An 18775-nucleotide genomic window follows, 5' to 3' on the forward strand; every position below is an offset into this window, starting at 1 on the left:
AGTTTGAAGTTTAAGGTTTCTAGTTGTTGTTACGACAACCCTTAGACTTTAACTCTTAAACTTTAAAAAGAAGATATGAAACACTGGATTCAAGCCGCACGATTAAGAACATTGCCATTATCAGTATCCGGGATTATTGTAGGTAGCATGTATGCATTAGCAAACCCGACCGATAACGTGCTTACGCCAACAGAGGTATTTAACTGGAGATTGTTTGGCTTTGCCATATTAACTACATTAGGATTGCAAATACTATCTAATTTTGCCAATGATTACGGCGATGGCATGAAAGGAACGGATAATGAAGATCGAGTTGGGCCAAAACGCGCCATACAAAGCGGTGTAATTTCTCCTCAAGCCATGAAACGTGCTATAATAATAACTTCATTGCTGACATTGCTCTCCGCAATATTATTGATTTATTATGCATTTGCAGATACGAATATCTGGTATTCTTTATTCTTTTTAGCATTGGGACTTTTATCTATTGTTTCGGCAATTCGTTATACAGTAGGAAATACAGCCTATGGATACCGTGGATATGGTGACATATTTGTCTTCGTATTTTTTGGTTTAGTAAGTACCTTGGGAGTTAATTTTCTTTATTCAAAACAATTTGATTTTGTCTTGCTTTTACCTGCAAGTGCCATTGGATTATTGAGTGTGGGAGTCTTGAATTTGAATAATATGCGAGATGAAGCTTCGGACAGAAAATCAAATAAAAACACAATCGTAGTAAAAATTGGTGCAGCCAAAGCCAAAAAATATCATTATTTTTTGGTGATTACGGCAATGGTTTTGGTAGTTGTTTTTGCATTAATAAGTCATTTTCACTTTGATCAATATTTGTTTTTATTGGCTTATATCCCTTTAACTAAACATTTAATTAATGTATATAAGAATCAATTTCCTAAGGCATTAGATCCTGAATTAAAAAAACTGGCATTAAGCACTTTTGCACTTTCTATATTATTAGCCTTGTGTATGATTTTCTTTTTTTCAGATTTGTTAGTGAATAATTCATAAAGCAAATAATATCAAAAATAAATTTCAATTTTTCAAATAAAATTTTTCAAATGAAAATAACATTTTACGGTCATGCCTCTTTGGGAATCGAAGTGAGCGGCAAGCACATTTTAGTTGATCCTTATATATCCGCAAATCCTAAAGCTGCCCATATCGACATTAATACCCTGAAAGCGGATTATATTTTGGTAACGCATGCACACGGAGATCATATTCTGGACGTGGAAGCAATTGCTAAAAGAACCAATGCAGTAATCGTTTCTAATGCTGAGATTGCAGGTCATTATGGTCAAAAAGGGTTTCAATCTCACCCAATGAATCATGGTGGAAGCTGGAATTTCGATTTTGGGAAACTGAAATATGTAAATGCGATTCATTCCAGTTCATTTCCTGACGGCAGCTACGGCGGAAATCCCGGCGGTTTTGTAATCGAAGGCGAACATAAAAACATCTATATCGCTGGAGATACCGCGCTTTCTATGGATATGAAACTCATTCCCATGCGTACCAAGCTTGACTTAGCAATTTTGCCAATAGGTGATAACTTCACGATGGACGTCGAAGATGCTATTATTGCTTCTGATTTTGTGGACTGCGATAAAATTTTAGGCTATCATCATGACACTTTCGGTTATATTGAAATCGATCATGAAGCCGCCATTCGCAAATTTTTCGATAAAGGAAAAGATTTGATGTTACTGGAAATAGGGAGTTCTATAGACTTGTAATGTCATTGCGAATTTTTCGAAGCAATCTCCTGCTATCCGCTTGTATCTTTACTTGCTAAAGAACGCAAGTAAAGGATGCCGCTTCTATCAGGGCTAGGGCTTTCGTTGACTCGATACCTTCTGAACTTTGCGAATCCCGATGCTTCGGGATTGTGAGTCTTTTGTTTAAATTTTAGATCAATCATGCAAAATAAATATTTCATTTTTTTTATACTGTTTCTAATTTCAACAAGTACCGTTTTTTCTCAAAAAGACGGCTATTGGGATAAAGCACGTGCTACAACCGAAGAAATTACCGTTTCTGCGAGAGATAGAATTATTATTAAAACCCAAGATTTCCCCATTGGAACTACCGAAGTAGTCTACAGAATTACACTTTTGGATAAAAACCAGCAAATGGCGGGCAGTTTAGTATCGGTTTTAAAAGCTATTCCAGATCCAACAGGAATTAGTCAAGGTTCTGCCGGAGCCGTTTTTATCTTGTCTAAAATTTCGGGGGATGATAAGTGTAAATATGCAGTTTTTTCTAGTGCAGGCTTAGCTACAAAATACAAAACAGACGGAAAAACGGATGACGCTTGTTTGGTTCAAGATACTCCAGTAAGCAAAGATGCCAAGCGACTTTCTGCAGAGAAATCGGGTTGTATGAAATTGAATCCAGGAAATTTATGGTTTGGTTTTGAAAGTAAGAACTGGATTATGAATCAAAAAATTATCCTTGAAGTCGTGCCGTGGGTCGATAGCAAACTTAGTCGCGGATGGACTACAGGAAACAAGAAACAAATCATTGATCAATGTAAAACATCAAATTTGGCTCAAAAAATGACCAATTCAGATGATTTTTGTGTTTGCATTCTGGATAAAATACAGGCAAAATATAAATTCAATGAATTTCAAAAACTGTTGCCAATGGAGCGATCTAAAGCTTTTAAAGATTTTGGGACCAGTTGTTTTGGCGAAACAAGTCTTTCTAAAGGAGTTTATGAAGATTTACGTAAACAAGCTGCTTTATTGCTAAAACAAGGAAAAAAAGGGGAAGCAATCGCGAAATTGGCCACCATAATCAATGACGGAAAAGCAACAGCCTTAGATTACAATGCGATAGGGAATAATTATCTTCTAACCAAACAATACGGTAAAGCGATTAAATTCCTAAGAGAAGGCGAGAAGCTTGATGATTCGGAATTATTGATAAAACTGAATTTGGCGCATGCCTATTTATTGAATAATAATTATTCTTCAGCCAAAGCCATTTATAAGGAATATCAATCTCAAAATGTTACCGATAGTTTGGGTTGGAATGAAAGAGTAAGGCAAGATTTCGCTGCTTTTAAAAAGGCAGGAATAATTTCCAATGACTTTGAAAGAGTTTTGAAGTTGATTGATAAATAGATTTGTATTGTCAATCTATATAGTAAAGTTAAACGAACATAATTAGATTAAGTAAAATACACTGTTTTGTCATTCCGACGAAGGAGGAATCTCATTGATTACTCTATTTAATGAGATTCCTCCTTCGTCGGCATGACAATTAGCCTTATAATCTCAAATGTATTCCATTGTGTAAATTAAAAATAACTCATAATTCATAATTTCTTGAAAGCAACTTACCACAAATACATTCTAAATTTCAAACGACCGTCAGGAACTTCCCGTGGCGTTATGACCGAAAAAGAAACTTGGTTTATTGTCTTGGAGCAAGATGGTAAAAAAGGGATAGGCGAGTGCGGAATTCTTCGTGGATTGAGTGTTGATGATCGGCCGGATTATGAAGAAAAATTGCAATGGACCTGCGACAATATTCACTTAGGAAAAGACTTGCTTTGGGAGGCTTTACTGGAGTTTCCTTCGATACAGTTTGGAGTCGAAATGGCGTTCCGGTCTTTAGTGAGTGAAACCCCTTTTTTACTCTTTCCTTCGGACTTTACAAATGGTATAAAATCGATACTGATAAACGGCTTAGTTTGGATGGGCAAGGAGTCGTTTATGAAGGAGCAAATAGAGGAAAAACTGGCTCAGGGTTTCCGATGCATTAAACTTAAAATTGGAGCTATTGATTTCAACAAAGAATTGCAGTTATTGCGTTTTATTCGGGAGCATTTCACTCCGGAACAGGTCGAAATACGGGTCGATGCGAACGGTGCTTTTGATAAAAATAAAGCTTTAGATAAATTATTACAACTTACTGAATTTAAATTACATAGTATAGAGCAACCAATACAAAAAAATCATACTGACAGGATGGCAGAACTGTGTAAAATCACTCCTTTTCCAATTGCAATAGACGAAGAGCTGATTGGTGTGTTTACTTTGGAAAAAAAAGAACAATTATTAGAGAAAATCAAGCCACAATACATCATTTTGAAGCCTAGCTTTGTAGGTGGTTTTCGAGGAACACAGGAATGGATTTCATTGGCTGAAAAGCACAAAATCGGGTGGTGGATTACCTCTGCTTTGGAGAGTAATATTGGTCTGAATGCAATCGCACAATGGACTTTTTTGCAACACAATTCGATGCCTCAAGGTTTGGGGACAGGAGCACTTTATACTAATAATTTTGATTGCCCGTTACAAGTTTCACAAGGACAATTATGTTATAAAAAAGAGTTGGATTGGAAGTTTGATTTTGAGTTGTTGATGTGATTATTTCTTAGCTTCTTTTTGTTCCCCATCGCCCAATAATATGGATAGTGATTTTAAACTATGTGTTCGATCTGCAATCAGTTTTACGATGCTGATGAAAGGTATGAATAGAATCATTCCCGCAGCACCCCACAAAATGCCGCCTACAATTACCATTACAATAATGACAAGTGTGTTTATTTTTAAACGGCTTCCAACGGCAAAAGGAAATATAACATAAGCTTCCAGTATTTGTACAATAGAAAATACAAGTACAACTCCTAAAGGATACCAAATGGAATTGTAGGTTATCCACGAAACTGCAATTGGCAGGAGCGAGGATATCATTATGCCTACGTAAGGTATAAATGTCAGTATAGAAGCGATAAAACCGAAAAGAAAAGGATGTGGCACCCCAATGATCAACAGTCCAATACTGTTTAAAATACCAACAATAAGATATACCACCAACATTCCCTTAATGAAATCATAATAAGCATGAATCGTTTCGACAAGGATTTCATGTATGGTATTTTTTCTTTCAGCTGGAAAAATATCATATAATGCATTTGATAAAAGTTGGCGATTGTACAGTATAAGCGCTGAAAAAACAGGTATTATTAAAAGGATAAAAAAGGATTCAGATATCGAATAGGCTGTATTTCGTAACAATGAAAAAGCCTCAGAGCCGGAGTTATCGATGGTTTTTCTAATAAATTCTAATTGTTTTTCATTGCTTATGTTGAAGCGTTCTGTGATAAAAACACTCATTTGAGTGGCTGCATCCATAAGTTTTGTTTGTAGCAAATGCCATTCATGTAAAAATTCCATCAATTGTGTTATGAGCAAATAAATAACTGCTCCTGCCAATAGTGTGACAAAAAAAAGGGAAATAATAATTGCCGTTCCTTTATTTGTTCCTTTTTTCTCCATCCATTTGCATATTGGATACAGAATAAAACTAATGAGCAATGAAAAACTTAAAGGAATAAAAAGCGTTTTTCCGAAGTAAAGTATTAATGAAGTAAATACGATTAACTGAAGAATTTCAAGAACCGAAAACGTTCTTTTGGAAGTAATTGGGTTGGGTATATTTGGAAATGGCACCATACTTTTATCGTATTATAACTTCTATTTCTGCCCTAAATTTAATAAAGGTTCCTGTAAGCAATAGGAGTAATAAAAGTACAATTTTTAAACCGATTAGGTGTTTTTAACGATACTTATATGTCTAAAATATTTATTATAAGGCTAATAGCCTTCTGTGGTAATTGATTTGACCTAAATGATAGGCTAGGTGCGTTGTTAAATGAATCAAAAAGAATTCAGTTGTCATTTTTGTTTCAAAAACCAAAAGCGGATATTCGTTTTGTAACATTTTATCTGTTAAAGAACTAAGTGTGATGTCGACAACAGATTTGGTTTCTTCAATTTTATTTAATAATTCAGATTTGGGAACATCTTTCGTTGAAAATTCAAGCGCTCTGTTTCTCACATAGTTTGTATTTCCAAGTTCAGCTCCAATATAGGCATTAAGATTTCCTATCAAATGTAAACAAAGATTTCCAGCTGAATTAGCAATGCCTTTTTCGATGTGCCAAATGTCATTTTCATTTTCATATAACTCAATTTCCTGTGTAAGTCTATTCAAGTCTCTGTTAAAAAGTGTTTTTAAAACTTCAATTAGCATCTTTATTCTCTTTATATTTTTTCAACGCAAACAATGCTTGTTCATTAACTTTTTTATGAAAAAAGCCAGTCCATCCAAGTAAATAACCTTTAATTCCGAAAGCCTGCTTGGACCATTTCCAAATATCAAAATCATCAGTATGTTTAATAATTAATCCATCTTTAAACTGGAATTGGGCATTAATAGCATTAACCACTTTTCTATTAGTTTTGCTAAAGTTATAAGTAGCAATCCATATTAATGAACCAATATATTCAGTCGCTTTTACTTCGGAAAATTCAATTTTTAGTTCTCCTTTAGTTTTTTTAATCAACATTTTCCACATATTGCAAACATCATTTCCTTTCAATAAACCAAAGGCAGGGTCACGAAACTGTATGTCAGCATGATAGCATTCGCACATTGTTGCGGCATCGGCATTTGCAAAAGCAGTATAAAATTTGATTAAGGTTTTCTCGTTTTCGTCCATATTAACATAATAATGAGTAGTAAAAATAGTAATATTTTTGTTAAAATTCACCTTTTTTTATTTTATGCAGTTAATTTTAAAGGTTTAATTTGTAGAATTTTAAATAGTAATGGATGCAAAAGATTTAATTTTTCATTAGAAATTAGATCTAATTTAAAATTTTGCATAAAAAAAGGATAGACTTTTAAGTTTCTATCCTTTCAGGTAATCAATACAAATATTAACTAAATAATCAACTAAATTACTTTACAGGAATGATATCAATTATAACTGTTCGGTTATAAAAACGTTCCTCTGGAGTTTTGTTTTCAAAAGGAGATTTATTTTCATCTTCTCCAAATCCGTTAACTTCAAATTTCACATCATTTCTACCGGCTTTAGATAAAGCACTTGCAAGAATACCTTTAACATCATTAGCACGAGCTAAAGATAAATCTATATTATGAGCTTCCTCACCAATAATATCAGTGTGACCATGAATGATAACAGTTGCTCCAACTGGAATTTTAGGAGTTACAATATCAGTCAGGTATTTTTCATAGATAGCGATCGCTTTAGATTTATTAAATTCATAAATAATGCTATATCTGATACCTTCTTCAATTTTTGCAGGTGTCCAAAGTACAACATGCATAGTGGTTTCTTTTTCTATAATTTTACCACTTTTAGTTTGACCAACCATTTTCACTTTAAAGTCTCCTTCTGGTTTGTCTCCTAAAATTGATTTTCCAGAAATACTTGCTACATCTTCACTATAAGGTCCAAAAGATTGTACTTTTCCTTGTTCATCCGTCATTTGTACGGACCATGAAGATAAAGATTCTTTAGCTCCTTTGTTTTCTATAGTAACATAACTTTCTAATGGTGCTACTTGTAATGCATTAATCACTACAGGTTTCATTTGTGCATCAGGTCCGCTTTGAAATTCCATCAATAAATCAGGAGAGCTACTTTCTATAGAAACTCTACGATCTCCTTCACGAAGAAGTTCAAGTTCTAATGTTCCTCCTGGTTGTTCAGATGGGATATTTGGTTTGTTTTGACCTTTAGTTGTAATTCTAGAAGAACTAATAGCAAATACATTTACCAAATAAGTTTTGATTGATTCTGCCATTGCAACTCCGTCTTCAGGACCTTTTTCTGATGAACCCACCAAAGTAATTGTTGCTGAAGGATTTTTTTGCATACGGTCTCCAAGAATGTTTAGAACGTTATAATAAACAATCATCTGACGTTTTGAACGATCCGATAAAGTTTTTGGCGCAAATACTTCCAATTGGTCTTCTTTGAAATCTTTAACCTGATCTTTGTTTAATAAAACATAACGATTTGGTATTTCAGTAGATCCAGTATTGAAGAATACATAGTTTCTAAGTGGGAAAATTTCAGTCATTCTTCTTTCTCCCGGAACATTGCTAGGAGAGTTTACAGAAAATTGAACTTCACCATCTTTTACCAGATCAGTAGACTCTTGGATATTTTGTCCTTGTCCAAATTTTAATGCTACACCAGCTCTTACAGTAGTGTTATTCCATGTTTCAGTTGAACGTGGGTTTTGACCAAAATAAGGTTGGAAAGAAACAAAAGGAGACAATACAAATTGTGTCTTGTTGCTGTCTGATGAAAGTGGGATATCGTATCCTGCCCCAATTTGCATTGAAATAATCGTTTTATTGATATTATCAAAATCACCTTTCACTGCTGGACTTACCGCTTGGTCAGGAAAAGCTGGGTTAACACCTAACTGGTAAGTAAATGATTTATCCATGTTAAAAGCCAAACGTGGACCTCCATATAAATAAAAGTCATTTTTAAACGGTGCAAAACGTAAACTAGGTTCTACGGTAATGTAGCTAAGTTTTGTAGATAAATCTGCCGGGCAGTCACATGCAGTAACCACTTGGTCAAATTCACCTTTGCGGCTATCATAACCCGCTTGTAACATAACTCCCCATCTTGAATCAGCGGGACGATATTCTAAAAGTGGTGCAATGAATAGTCCAGCGCCAAATCCATCATGAAATGTTTTTGGAGAAGTGAAACTAGCATTCATTTGTTGCGTAGAACCACGGTAGAAATTGAAGTTTGCTCCACCTGCTACTCCAAAAAACCAAGATGGTTTTGTGTATTTAACTGGCAGCGTTTCTTGTGCTTGAACTGCTGTTTGAAAGCTTAACAACGACAAAGCAATTAGCGCAACGCTTTTGATAGTTAGCTTATTAGGAGACAATGAAATACATGATGTCTCATTATAAATATTTTTTGATTTCATTTTTGTATATTTTATTATTAGATTTTATTTAAATGAATCCCGCCCGAAGACGGGATATAATTATTTGGTTTTAAACCAAGCTATCTTGTATCTAATTACTGGATGTTAATAACAGTATTTACCATCGTAACTGAAGCAACTATTGAAATGGCTTTACCATTTAATGTAGTTACAGCAGCATTTGTACTATTTGCAGGATTAGATAATGTTATTCCAGATTCAGCTGCGATAGTTCCAACCATAACTCCACCACCTGCGTAGTTAATTACTGCCGTTTCTTTTACATACCAATATACGTTTTTAGCTAAAGCTCCACCTGTCAATTTTACACTTACCGGCGCTACTCCTCCCACTGTTAACGATGATCCTGCTTGGAAAATCCAAACATCAGTTGCATTACCGTTAAGTGTTAAATCCCCACTTGTAATCTTAATTGTGCTAGCAGAAGTGTAAATACCTGGAGCTAAAATCTGTCCACCAAGATCCGCAGTACCAAGGACTGCACCTCCTGGTTTTGAAGCTGGAGAAATACTATTAAAAAGTGCTAGTGCTGTATTATAATCAGGATTTGCAGCTGTACCAACTATAATTCCTCCATTTGCAAGCCCTTCATTAAGAGGTGTAACGGTGTAATCGATGTTATTTGGAACATCGTGAAATCCTGTTACTTTAGTTGCAGCAGCGGTTGTACTAATACTTCCACCGTTAATTCTTGTAAATAATCCTTGATTAGTTATTCCGGCACTTCCTCCGAAAACTCCTAAAGTTGAACCACCAACTGGTATAGAAGTTGTAACACCTGTAGAAAAGCTCCATACCTTGGCAATTGCCATTGGCACACCTACCTCATTTTTAGCTGCTATAGATATAGTAGCAGTATATGTTTTTCCAGCTAGTAATAAAGAATTAGGCTTGAATGAAGCAGTTAATCCAGAATAGGTAACTACACCAGCAATATTATTATTTAAATCATCTTTTACTGTAAATGTTGTAGCAGGATCAACTAAGGTTGCCGGATCCATAGCCATGTTAAATAGTGCAGTAATTATTTTATTTAATGGAACATTAGTTGCAAGCGGTGCAGGGTTAGTGCTAACAACATTAGGCGCTACACCAGTTGTGAATTTCCATACATATTCTGATTGCAAAGCATTACCCGCTAAATCTTTAGCTGTGGTTTTGATTCTTCCCGTGTATTCTGTATTAGCCAGAAGTAGAGTGTTTGGGGAAAATGTAGCAACAAGACCTGAATAAGTAACAAGACCGTTTATTTTTGTACCGCCCGTTTCTACTGTGAATGATGTCGTAGCTGGAACAATAAAGGTTTCTGGATCCATTTCCTCATTAAAGGTAGCTGAAATTTTTTGGTTCAAAGGAACAGCAGTAGCTCCAGAAGTAGGAATTGTTGATTCTACAACTGGACATACTCCAACAGTTTCTACGAAATCATCACCGGCGCAGCCAGAAAAGAATGCAATAAACACAATTGCAAGGGTTAAAAGTAAATTTTTTGTTTTCATTATAATTAATTTTAGGTTAAGAAATTTTCTACAACAAAGATTGATTAGTTGTAGTCTAAATCTATTATACAATAAAAAAAACACCTTGTAAAATTCACTTATTTAAAATCCACATAAATCCACTAAAGCACTGTTAATAAGTGTTTTATATTTATTTATTGTTTTTATAGACAATTGGGTATTAAGAAATCTAAAAAAAATCTAAAAAAAAACTTAAAATTTAGTTCAAAATTCGTTTGTTTTTTTCTGGAAAAAGAGATCTGTAATAGTAAAGAACGTAATTGGGGTATTGTTTTTAATTGTCATACGGAGCGTGTAAAAACAATAATAATCTTCAAATAGAAAGAATAATATTAAAAAAGCAGCGGTATTTATCATTGTAAATTTGTAATCCGGAAGTAAAAATAAAGTGAGTAAAATGAAGTAATACAAATAATACTGCACAAAAAATGAAATTATAATTCCTCATTTGGGATTATATTTCAGACCTTAAATATAATTGAAGTTATTCTATGAATTGATTTTACCCTTTTTTCCTAATTCGGAAATAAATGAGGTAAGTTCTTTTGTGAAGCCATCTAAAGCTAAAGCAGATTGTTTAATATAATCTAAGTATTCGATTAGTTCTGCTGGAGAATTTGTATTTTGATCGAGGAGTTGAGACAGCCCTATAATATTTGTAATGGGTTGTCGAACTCGATGTGAGGTCATAAACATCATTTTTTCAAGTCCTATTATGTATTCTTTTTGATATCCTTGCGCTTTCTCGAGTTCCTTATTTGCAAAGAGGTATTCTTCGGCTCTTTTTTCTTTTTCTTGATTTTGATACGCCAGCTCAACATTGGCAATTATTAATTCCTCAGCTCGTTTTTCCTTCTCGTCATTTTGAAAAACAAGTTCTTTATTTGCAATTATTAATTCCTCAGCTCGTTTTTCTTTTTCGTCATTTTGAATTGCAAGCTGTCTGTTTGCGATATTCAGCTCTGCTGTTTGAATCGCTCTTTCTCTGTTTTTAAAAGCAAGTTTTTTATTTGCAATTATTAGCTCACCAGCTCTTTTTTCCTTTTCGATGTTTTGAAAACTGAGTTCTTTATTTGCAACAATAAATTCTGCAGCTCTTTTTTCTTTTTCTTCATTTTGAAAAATAAACTGTCTACTTGCAATATTTAACTCCGCGATTTGAATCGCTATTTCACAATTTTTGAAGGATAGTTTTTTATTAAGAAGTATTATTTCGGAAGCTCTCTTTTCTTTCTCCAGGTTCTGAAAGTCAAGTTCTTTTTTTGAATTAACCAATTCAGCTGTAAGTTTTGCTATTTCTTGGTTTTTATGCCCGAGTTCATTATTGAAGTTATCTAATTGTATTGCCTGTTTTTCTTTCTCTTTATTTTGAAAAGAAAGGCTTTTATTGTAATAAATTAAATCAATTTTTTTTGGGGGAATCATCACTTTCTATTCAAAATTTTTAATTAAATAAAACTTAGAGAGACAATTTTTGAATCTTGGTTGTTGCAATTTTTTAACGGTAACCTATTTAATAAACAATTCGTAAGATTTTTAAAAAATAATCAGAAGAATTGAACTATTTAGCATGATATGCTATTCCGGCAATTCGTTCGATTTTAAAGGATCGGTGCGCTTAGAAACTAAGTTTGTGATGGCAAATTGTAACACGTTACCTAATATTATTTTGAATGGATTGTGACTTGATCTTACGATTACTTTTTTGGTAATGTAGCCTGTTGCCATGCCAATAACATTACTGAGTAAATTTCCTTTTAAGTCAGGCGATGTTGTCATTTCTGAGAAGACTCTTTTTATAATGTTTAAAGGCTTTAAACTATCATAAGTTACTTCAAATTGTTCTTTGAGTATCCTTAATTCTTGTCTCTGTCTGTATTCTAATAAAGCGATGGTCTCCTTTAAAGTATCAGTTTCGTTCCTCTTTTTCATATTAACTTTTTTTCAACATTTTTGTAATTATGAAATTACTCACGGGTACTTTAATCCATTGATCTTTAAAGTTATTTATCAAAATAGCTAAAATAAAATAAGCGCTGGCAACTACAAAATAACCATAATAGGTTTTACCGAGTAATTCGCCTATCCATATAGAAAGTCCAATATTGACCAATAGGGCAATCATGGCAGCAACAATAAAAACGGTTAATCTTGATAATAGGGAGGATAAAACATCGGCAGATTTATCAATAACATTTAGTTTTGTTAATTCTACAGTTGTTCTGGTGTAATCCTCTGCTTTTTCAAAAAGCATTTCTATTGTTGTTGCCTGGTTGTCCATGATTTTAATTTTAAGCTTATTTGCATTATGAAATTTTGGTAATCAAATAGAATTAAATATTCGAATTTTTTATTTCATTTTTAAAATCATCAAATTTTGTTTTTCCTTCCGCTTTAGCATCGTCAAATTTTGATTTCCCATCCGCTTTAGCTTCATCAAACATTGATTTTCCTTGTGATATTAAATTTTCTCCTTCTTTCCAAATTTTCTCATATTTGTTTGTCATGGTTCCTAATAATGTATCTAATTTGTCTTTCAACTCATCAGCATAATCATTGCTTTTATCCATAATTCTTTTTCTTGTTTTGTCTCCTTTTTCAGGTGCAAATAAGATTCCTAATAATGCTCCGGCGGCAACACCACCTAAAATACCTAATACTACTTTATCTGTTTTCATAATTAATTTTTTTAATGTTTGTATGCTTTTTTTTATAAGCTCCTTCCTTGAATAAGTCTCAATATTATTGCTATAACTGCAATAACGAGTAGGATATGTATAATTGATCCCGCACTGTATGCAAAGAATCCAATTGCCCAAAAAATGATTAAAATTACTGCGATTGTGTAAAGAAGATTGCTCATGATTTCTATTTTTTAATTGTTAATTTTAATTATTACTTAAATTTAAAAAATTTAATTGACTGTATTGCAGTATTTTATATATTTTTTAAATTTATTTATGATTTTGTCCTAGTTAAATGAGAAAGCACCATAAATACTCAACACACTATTTTTAGCGTCAGGATAAGTCTGGTTTGTTGTCGAATTTTCTTTTCCAACTTTTGTAAGTCCGTAATTGTATCTTACACCAAAACTAACCGTTTCTAAATCTATCCCAAGACCAGCTGCAACCCCAGCATCAATTTTATTGAAATCATCCGTGTCTATATTGTCTTGGAAATTATAAGTTCCAGATTCGTTTGTAGTTTTGCCACTAATTAAATAACCGGCATAAGGACCTACTTGTACATTAAAGTTTTTTGTAACATTGGCAACTAACATAACCGGTACTTCAATATAATTCAATTTGAATTTTGCAGTTCCATTAACTGGAGTACTATAAGCAACTTCAGCACCTTTTCCTGTGTAATAAATTTCCGGTTGAATAGAAATGGAATTCGTTACAGGTACCTTAGCATATAAACCAATATTAAAACCAGTTAATACATTTTCGTCATCTGCATTGTCTGTATATAAATTAGAGAAGTTAACGCCTCCTTTTAAACCAAATTTTGTAACGTTACTTTGTGCGGTAGCATTTGTGTAACCCATAAAAGTCAATACTAATGACGCTAAAATAATTTTTGAATTTTTCATTTAATTTATTTTTAATGTGTTTTTGTTATGATACAAAGGTGGTTACGATTAAGGAGAAAAGAGTTACAAAACTTTTTGTAAAACTTATATTATTCACACCTAAGGATCAAGAAAAATATCGTGTCGCAAGTATTAAAAAGAGTTTTTGCCACAGATTAGAAGAATTAAAAAGATTTTTAAAGCTACGTGACGAATTAATCTGTGCTAATCTGTGAAATCTGTGGCAAAGAAATTTAGAGCTTTATTAAAATACGACATTAAATTTTGTCCATTACTTAATCAATTTTTTGTAGGTTTAAAAAGCAAGATTTATTTTTTTTTAATTCTTAAGCATAAAAAAGGCGAGTTAAAAAACTCGCCTTTAAAAATAATGCTGTAAATTACTTTTTATTGTCAACTGCCATGTCTTTCAGAGCTTGACTAAGTTGATCCATATCATGATTGTATTCTTTTTTGAATGATTCCCAGTCATCACTGGTGTCATTTTTATAACTATCAACCTTAATTTTGATCTGTTTGTTTTTTTGTTCCAGTTCATCAATTTTTTTAGCATACATAGCATCCATTGAATTTCCTGTGTTTTTCATTTTAACTTTCAATTCAGCTATTCGGCTTTCATTTTCAGTTATTCTTACATTAGTTTCCGCTTTGAATTTTTTCCACTCTTCTGCAGTTGCTTCTTTTTTTGCCACCATTAATTCTTCTGCGGCATCCGCCATGTCTTCTCGAGCATCCGCCACTTTATCTTTAGCCATTTCTTCTTTTTTAGTAGAAGTTTGGCATCCTGTTAATACTGTTGCAGTCAGTAAGGTTGTTATGGCTAGTGTGTAAATTGTTTTTTTCATTTTCTAAAATTTAAAGATTTGTTTTTATGAGGTTATTAAGTAAGAATTGATTTCGTTCTAACAGGTGTTAATTCGAACCAAGATATTTTAGGTAGTTAAATTGTTGAATAATGATAAACTGTCATATAATAAAAGAGTTATTAAACAGTCAAACTATCATTATGATATTTTTTAAAGTCCTTCAATGATTTTAATTAATTCTTCTCTGGTTTTACCCAGTTTCTTTTGAAGTTTTGCAATCATTTCTTCTTTTGTTCCATCCTTAAACAACATATCATTATCAGTCAAAGCAGCGAATTTTTGTTTTAATTTATTTTTTTGTTCATCCCAATTCCCTTTTGATTCTTCCGTGTTCATTTTGATATATTTATATCACGAAAAAATATTCATGATTTTACAAATTTCGCTGAAACACCAGTAAAATGGCTTATAGAATTTAACTCAAAATTTATATCATTCACACATTAGTAATGAAAAAAAAATTTTATGTAGGAAAAAAATAAATTATTTACCTTCAATTTCTTCATCTATTCCTTCAATTTCCTCATTCACTTCTTTAATTTTTTCAGCAAGTTCACTATATTCTTTAGAAAGTTCGGTTATTTCTCGTTCAGTTTTTGCTTCAACGTTCATTACCGCATTGCTAGCTGTATCGTGAGATGATACGAGTTCATTAATTTTTAGATGCAATGAGGCTGAAAATTTATTAAATGATTTTTGAATAATGAATAAACTTAAAAAAGTGGTTCCAAAAATAATATCCCCAATTATTTGATGCTGATCTTGTGTAGAGAAAAAACTATTTGTCCACCAGAATAATACTAAACACAATGCAATTAGAAATGTGATCGGATTGCCAAGAATACTTGTTGCTACAGAAGTGAGTTTTTCAAAAACACTTTCTAAATGACTGTATATTTTAACCATGAATTATAAGTTTAGGTGTTTAATTTTAAAATTATAAAACCAAGTATCGTATAATAATCGATTTTATTAGTTCGGCAAATTTATAGATTGACTTTTATAATTTGCTTGCTTCTTAAAATAAAATTAACTTTTTATCTTTTATAATTGTATTATTTTGGACTATATTTTTTTAATATTGAATCCAAAGAATTATAATAATCCTGTAAGATTTTAATATTTATTTCAGGATTTTTGATATCAGGAATAGTTACAGGCATTTCTTCTAAATACTTGGATAATTCAGGATATTCCGTATTAATTTTCATTGTAATTTTTAGAATTGCTTCTTCGATTTCCTTTTCTGTTTTCATGATAATTAATTTTTTGTTTTTAAATGTAACTATTTAATAATAAAGCGATAGTGTGTTTTAAAAGTGAGCAAACGCTTCCGACTACTTTTTTTATAATTATGAATTTATATTTGTAAAAAAAAAACACTCAATTTATAAAAAAAATTAAGTGTTTTTAAACAGAACTATTAATGCTTTTTTTAAAAAGCAGTAGTTCCTAAATCAGTTGTATTACCCGTGGTCACTACAATAGTACTTTTGGTAACAGGCAACAAAGGTAATACCGGAGTAATAGTTACGTTATAGGTTCCTGAAGGAAGTCCCATAACTAAAAATTCTCCAGTTAAACTTACGTTTGTTGAATATGATAAATTTGTAAGAACATCAACAGCTGTTACTACAGCTAAACTACCTACTGGAGTAATTTTACCTTTTATGTTACCACTTATGGCCGCTTGAATTGTTCTAACGACAGGTTTTAATTTATAAGTTCCATTTCCTGTATTCACAATCGATTTGTTCGCATCAAAATCAAGTAAAACACTATACAAAATGCCTTGTTCAAGTGTTTGGTGTACTTGAAGTTTCAATCCTGATTGTTCAGCACTTGGAGTACTCAAAGGATAACTTACATTGTCAACCACTACTGTATTGTTTGATCCAAGTATAAGTCTGATTTGCGCTACCTTAGAAATTTGTAAGGTATCAGTGGCAATAAGTGTACTTGCGCCGTTAGTAAAATCAAGTAGGTTATAAATTCCCTTCTTTACATTCAACGTTAGCGTTTCTCCACCATCACCAGTTACTTCTACACCAATTAAGTCAATATTCACTTTTTGATATGGTCCCGGAGCATCAGTCAATCTCACAGCATAAGGATAACTTGAAGCTGTTTCATCGTTGTTATTACATGAAGTCATAATAATTCCCAATACGAAGAAAGATAGGATAATTTTCATTTTTTTCATTTTCATTTGTTTTTTAATAGTTATAAAATACTTTATAGTATTTAGTAAAGATAATAGTAACGGGAAAGGATTTGTTACATAACTTTAGTATAATGTTATAGGATTCACACCCAGAAAATACCGTATATTATGCCTTTTCCTTATCTCAAAATTTTTCCTTTACCATGCGGTCTTTTTTGACATGCAAAGCTGTTAATTGTTTTTCTACTGCTTCCATCATTGCCGGAGGTCCGCAGAGATAAAATAATTCATCAGTTCCTTTTTGATTGGTTTTAATGAAATTTTCATTGATTTGACCATGCTCATATCCAACACGTTTCTCTTCTGATAGAATGTTAATGAAATTATGGCCTAATAACGCTTTAAATTCATCTTCTAATATTATATCATCTTTGGTTTTATTGGAAAAAATAAGTTTGTTATTCCCAATTTTGTTTATCGATTTTAGATGTCTGAAAATTGATATAAAAGGGGTAACGCCCGCTCCGCCTGCTATAAATATACCTTCCCCTTTGTATGAAATATAACCAAAGACCTCATGTAAAATTAACTCATCATCTTTTTTTAATTTTAAAAGTTCGTTCGTAACTCCTTTATGCGATGGGTATGTTTTTATAGTGAATTCAAGATAGTCATCCTGTGGTAGACAAGTGAAGGTAAAAGGTCTTTTTTTACTTTTCCACCCAACTTTATTAATTGATAACTCTGTGGCTTGTCCTGATGAAAAGGTGTAAAATTCTGGTTTGTTGGTTACAATTTGCAATACATCATGTGTGACGTTTTTTATAGATTTTATTTTTACGATATGTTTTTCCATGACCGATTAATTTTAATGTTACATTTTGGCAACCTTTTATTTAATAAATTATTTTTTAACTGCAGCTGCGCTATCTTCAGCCATCTTCATAGCCTTTTTCAGTTCTTCTTCTTCTTGATTGTCTAATTCTTCCTGTTTTTTATCTTCGGCTTTTTCCTTTTTCTTAAAATAACCTCTCAATAAAAAATTATGTTTTGCAGCTTCCGTAATTTCGGTAAATCCTTTGGTAGTTTCCTGAATGTTTTTCATCGTAGAGTCTACCATTTTTCCCATTTTCTGATCCGTCACTAATTTAGATAAAGCGCCATTTCCTTTATTCATTTTAGTGGTGAATGAAGCGAATTCATTGGAGCTGCTTTCCAGGTTCAACAGTGATTTTTTTATACTGCCGGCCATTTCTTTATCCGTCATTAATTTTGATAAAGTTCCGTTTCCATTGTTCATGTCGTACGTAAATTGAGCAAGCTGTGCAGTTATAATTCCTGCATTGTCGACGCTTTTTTTAACGCTACCCATTATATCTTGCATGTCTATTGGTATTTTGGACGCAATTACATCATTATCATTAACAATTTTATTCGATGCAATTCCAGGAGAGATCGTCAATACCTTATCGCCCATTAATCCGTCAGAACCAATACTTGCAGTTGCGTCAGTTTTTATAAATTTTCGTACTTCATCTTTTATTACAAAGACCACCACCACAGAGGAGTCGGTTATTAGCTGAATGTCACTTACTGTACCAATATTAATTCCGGCAAAACGCACATTATTTCCTATTTCAAGACCACTTACGCTTTTGAAATTAGATTTTAAATGAAATGTTGAACCGAAAAGATTTTGCTGCTTTCCAATAAAATATATAGTACTAACAAACAGGACTAACCCAATTATTACAAACATTCCCAATTTCCATTGGAACCCAGATTCTTTATTCATAATT

22 protein-coding genes are annotated in these 18775 nt (G+C 32.5%); 4 read left to right on the plus strand and 18 right to left on the minus strand.

Annotated elements, in window-relative coordinates:
- Positions 1-75 precede the first annotated feature (75 nt).
- From menA to ACFX5E_RS03910, 4 genes are all read left to right on the plus strand, one after another.
- Positions 76-1026, plus strand: a complete 951-nt coding sequence (menA, locus tag ACFX5E_RS03895) for a 1,4-dihydroxy-2-naphthoate octaprenyltransferase (RefSeq protein WP_379853858.1) — start codon at positions 76-78, stop codon at positions 1024-1026.
- A 50-nt stretch (positions 1027-1076) separates the two neighbouring features.
- Positions 1077-1754 carry a metal-dependent hydrolase gene (locus ACFX5E_RS03900; protein ID WP_379853859.1) on the plus strand — a complete coding sequence of 226 codons (678 nt, stop codon included), beginning with the start codon at positions 1077-1079 and terminating at the stop codon, positions 1752-1754.
- 183 nt (positions 1755-1937) lie between these two features.
- Positions 1938-3146, plus strand: coding sequence for a tetratricopeptide repeat protein (locus ACFX5E_RS03905; protein ID WP_379853860.1), 1209 nt, complete (start codon positions 1938-1940; stop codon positions 3144-3146).
- Positions 3147-3350: 204 nt separating this feature from the next.
- Positions 3351-4397 (plus strand): o-succinylbenzoate synthase, encoded by a 1047-nt coding sequence (locus tag ACFX5E_RS03910; RefSeq protein WP_379853861.1) that lies wholly within the window; start codon positions 3351-3353, stop codon positions 4395-4397.
- Here the strand turns inward: ACFX5E_RS03910 and ACFX5E_RS03915 are convergent, their stop codons facing one another.
- The 18 genes from ACFX5E_RS03915 to ACFX5E_RS04000 form a co-directional block, all read right to left on the minus strand.
- The gene (locus ACFX5E_RS03915) at positions 4398-5486 is read right to left on the minus strand and encodes an AI-2E family transporter (protein WP_379853862.1); all 1089 of its coding nucleotides are present in this window, start codon (positions 5484-5486) and stop codon (positions 4398-4400) included. It abuts the gene before it with no gap.
- A 133-nt stretch (positions 5487-5619) separates the two neighbouring features.
- A complete protein-coding gene (locus ACFX5E_RS03920) occupies positions 5620-6066 on the minus strand; it encodes a DUF1572 family protein (protein ID WP_379853863.1) in 447 nt (148 codons plus the stop codon).
- A complete protein-coding gene (locus ACFX5E_RS03925; protein ID WP_379853864.1) occupies positions 6056-6586 on the minus strand; it encodes a nuclear transport factor 2 family protein in 531 nt (176 codons plus the stop codon). Before ACFX5E_RS03925 ends, ACFX5E_RS03920 begins: the two co-directional genes overlap by 11 nt.
- Before the next feature lie 190 nt (positions 6587-6776).
- Positions 6777-8807: an OmpA family protein gene (locus ACFX5E_RS03930; RefSeq protein ID WP_379853865.1), complete on the minus strand. Its 2031-nt coding sequence runs from the start codon at positions 8805-8807 to the stop codon at positions 6777-6779.
- A 95-nt stretch (positions 8808-8902) separates the two neighbouring features.
- Complete coding sequence (locus tag ACFX5E_RS03935) at positions 8903-10327, minus strand: Ig-like domain-containing protein (protein ID WP_379853866.1); 1425 nt, start codon at positions 10325-10327, stop codon at positions 8903-8905.
- Between the two features lie 510 nt (positions 10328-10837).
- Complete coding sequence (locus tag ACFX5E_RS03940) at positions 10838-11773, minus strand: diguanylate cyclase (RefSeq protein ID WP_379853867.1); 936 nt, start codon at positions 11771-11773, stop codon at positions 10838-10840.
- Between the two features lie 153 nt (positions 11774-11926).
- The gene (locus tag ACFX5E_RS03945) at positions 11927-12280 is read right to left on the minus strand and encodes a hypothetical protein (protein WP_379853868.1); all 354 of its coding nucleotides are present in this window, start codon (positions 12278-12280) and stop codon (positions 11927-11929) included.
- A gap of 1 nt (position 12281) precedes the next feature.
- Positions 12282-12629 (minus strand): hypothetical protein, encoded by a 348-nt coding sequence (locus ACFX5E_RS03950; protein ID WP_379853869.1) that lies wholly within the window; start codon positions 12627-12629, stop codon positions 12282-12284.
- A 52-nt stretch (positions 12630-12681) separates the two neighbouring features.
- Complete coding sequence (locus ACFX5E_RS03955; RefSeq protein WP_379853870.1) at positions 12682-13026, minus strand: YtxH domain-containing protein; 345 nt, start codon at positions 13024-13026, stop codon at positions 12682-12684.
- A 32-nt stretch (positions 13027-13058) separates the two neighbouring features.
- Entirely contained in the window at positions 13059-13211 is a 153-nt protein-coding gene (locus ACFX5E_RS03960; RefSeq protein ID WP_379853871.1) for a lmo0937 family membrane protein, read from the minus strand.
- 108 nt (positions 13212-13319) lie between these two features.
- A complete protein-coding gene (locus tag ACFX5E_RS03965; RefSeq protein WP_379853872.1) occupies positions 13320-13946 on the minus strand; it encodes a porin family protein in 627 nt (208 codons plus the stop codon).
- Positions 13947-14326: 380 nt separating this feature from the next.
- Complete coding sequence (locus ACFX5E_RS03970; RefSeq protein ID WP_379853873.1) at positions 14327-14791, minus strand: sll1863 family stress response protein; 465 nt, start codon at positions 14789-14791, stop codon at positions 14327-14329.
- 171 nt (positions 14792-14962) lie between these two features.
- Entirely contained in the window at positions 14963-15148 is a 186-nt protein-coding gene (locus tag ACFX5E_RS03975; RefSeq protein WP_379853874.1) for a CsbD family protein, read from the minus strand.
- A 147-nt stretch (positions 15149-15295) separates the two neighbouring features.
- The gene (locus tag ACFX5E_RS03980) at positions 15296-15718 is read right to left on the minus strand and encodes a low affinity iron permease family protein (protein WP_379853875.1); all 423 of its coding nucleotides are present in this window, start codon (positions 15716-15718) and stop codon (positions 15296-15298) included.
- Between the two features lie 149 nt (positions 15719-15867).
- The gene (locus ACFX5E_RS03985) at positions 15868-16068 is read right to left on the minus strand and encodes a hypothetical protein (protein ID WP_379853876.1); all 201 of its coding nucleotides are present in this window, start codon (positions 16066-16068) and stop codon (positions 15868-15870) included.
- Between the two features lie 179 nt (positions 16069-16247).
- Positions 16248-17015, minus strand: coding sequence for a DUF4382 domain-containing protein (locus ACFX5E_RS03990; protein ID WP_379853877.1), 768 nt, complete (start codon positions 17013-17015; stop codon positions 16248-16250).
- A gap of 145 nt (positions 17016-17160) precedes the next feature.
- On the minus strand, positions 17161-17832 hold the full coding sequence (locus ACFX5E_RS03995; RefSeq protein ID WP_379853878.1) for a ferredoxin reductase domain-containing protein: 672 nt from the start codon (positions 17830-17832) through the stop codon (positions 17161-17163).
- 48 nt (positions 17833-17880) lie between these two features.
- Positions 17881-18771, minus strand: coding sequence for an MlaD family protein (locus ACFX5E_RS04000; RefSeq protein ID WP_379853879.1), 891 nt, complete (start codon positions 18769-18771; stop codon positions 17881-17883).
- Between the last annotated feature and the right edge of the window lie 4 nt (positions 18772-18775).

Origin of the sequence: Flavobacterium xylosi (genome assembly GCF_042787345.1) — a bacterium.
Taxonomy (GTDB): Bacteria; Bacteroidota; Bacteroidia; order Flavobacteriales; family Flavobacteriaceae; genus Flavobacterium; species Flavobacterium xylosi.

Coding starts and splice junctions, on each gene's coding strand:
- menA (WP_379853858.1), top strand. CDS start 76: ATGAAACACTGGATTCAAGCCGCACGATTAAGAACATTGCCATTATCA.
- ACFX5E_RS03900 (WP_379853859.1), top strand. CDS start 1,077: ATGAAAATAACATTTTACGGTCATGCCTCTTTGGGAATCGAAGTGAGC.
- ACFX5E_RS03905 (WP_379853860.1), top strand. CDS start 1,938: ATGCAAAATAAATATTTCATTTTTTTTATACTGTTTCTAATTTCAACA.
- ACFX5E_RS03915 (WP_379853862.1), bottom strand. CDS start 5,486: ATGGTGCCATTTCCAAATATACCCAACCCAATTACTTCCAAAAGAACG.
- ACFX5E_RS03920 (WP_379853863.1), bottom strand. CDS start 6,066: ATGCTAATTGAAGTTTTAAAAACACTTTTTAACAGAGACTTGAATAGA.
- ACFX5E_RS03930 (WP_379853865.1), bottom strand. CDS start 8,807: ATGAAATCAAAAAATATTTATAATGAGACATCATGTATTTCATTGTCT.
- ACFX5E_RS03935 (WP_379853866.1), bottom strand. CDS start 10,327: ATGAAAACAAAAAATTTACTTTTAACCCTTGCAATTGTGTTTATTGCA.
- ACFX5E_RS03940 (WP_379853867.1), bottom strand. CDS start 11,773: ATGATTCCCCCAAAAAAAATTGATTTAATTTATTACAATAAAAGCCTT.
- ACFX5E_RS03945 (WP_379853868.1), bottom strand. CDS start 12,280: ATGAAAAAGAGGAACGAAACTGATACTTTAAAGGAGACCATCGCTTTA.
- ACFX5E_RS03950 (WP_379853869.1), bottom strand. CDS start 12,629: ATGGACAACCAGGCAACAACAATAGAAATGCTTTTTGAAAAAGCAGAG.
- ACFX5E_RS03955 (WP_379853870.1), bottom strand. CDS start 13,026: ATGAAAACAGATAAAGTAGTATTAGGTATTTTAGGTGGTGTTGCCGCC.
- ACFX5E_RS03960 (WP_379853871.1), bottom strand. CDS start 13,211: ATGAGCAATCTTCTTTACACAATCGCAGTAATTTTAATCATTTTTTGG.
- ACFX5E_RS03965 (WP_379853872.1), bottom strand. CDS start 13,946: ATGAAAAATTCAAAAATTATTTTAGCGTCATTAGTATTGACTTTTATG.
- ACFX5E_RS03970 (WP_379853873.1), bottom strand. CDS start 14,791: ATGAAAAAAACAATTTACACACTAGCCATAACAACCTTACTGACTGCA.
- ACFX5E_RS03975 (WP_379853874.1), bottom strand. CDS start 15,148: ATGAACACGGAAGAATCAAAAGGGAATTGGGATGAACAAAAAAATAAA.
- ACFX5E_RS03980 (WP_379853875.1), bottom strand. CDS start 15,718: ATGGTTAAAATATACAGTCATTTAGAAAGTGTTTTTGAAAAACTCACT.
- ACFX5E_RS03985 (WP_379853876.1), bottom strand. CDS start 16,068: ATGAAAACAGAAAAGGAAATCGAAGAAGCAATTCTAAAAATTACAATG.
- ACFX5E_RS03990 (WP_379853877.1), bottom strand. CDS start 17,015: ATGAAAAAAATGAAAATTATCCTATCTTTCTTCGTATTGGGAATTATT.
- ACFX5E_RS03995 (WP_379853878.1), bottom strand. CDS start 17,832: ATGGAAAAACATATCGTAAAAATAAAATCTATAAAAAACGTCACACAT.
- ACFX5E_RS04000 (WP_379853879.1), bottom strand. CDS start 18,771: ATGAATAAAGAATCTGGGTTCCAATGGAAATTGGGAATGTTTGTAATA.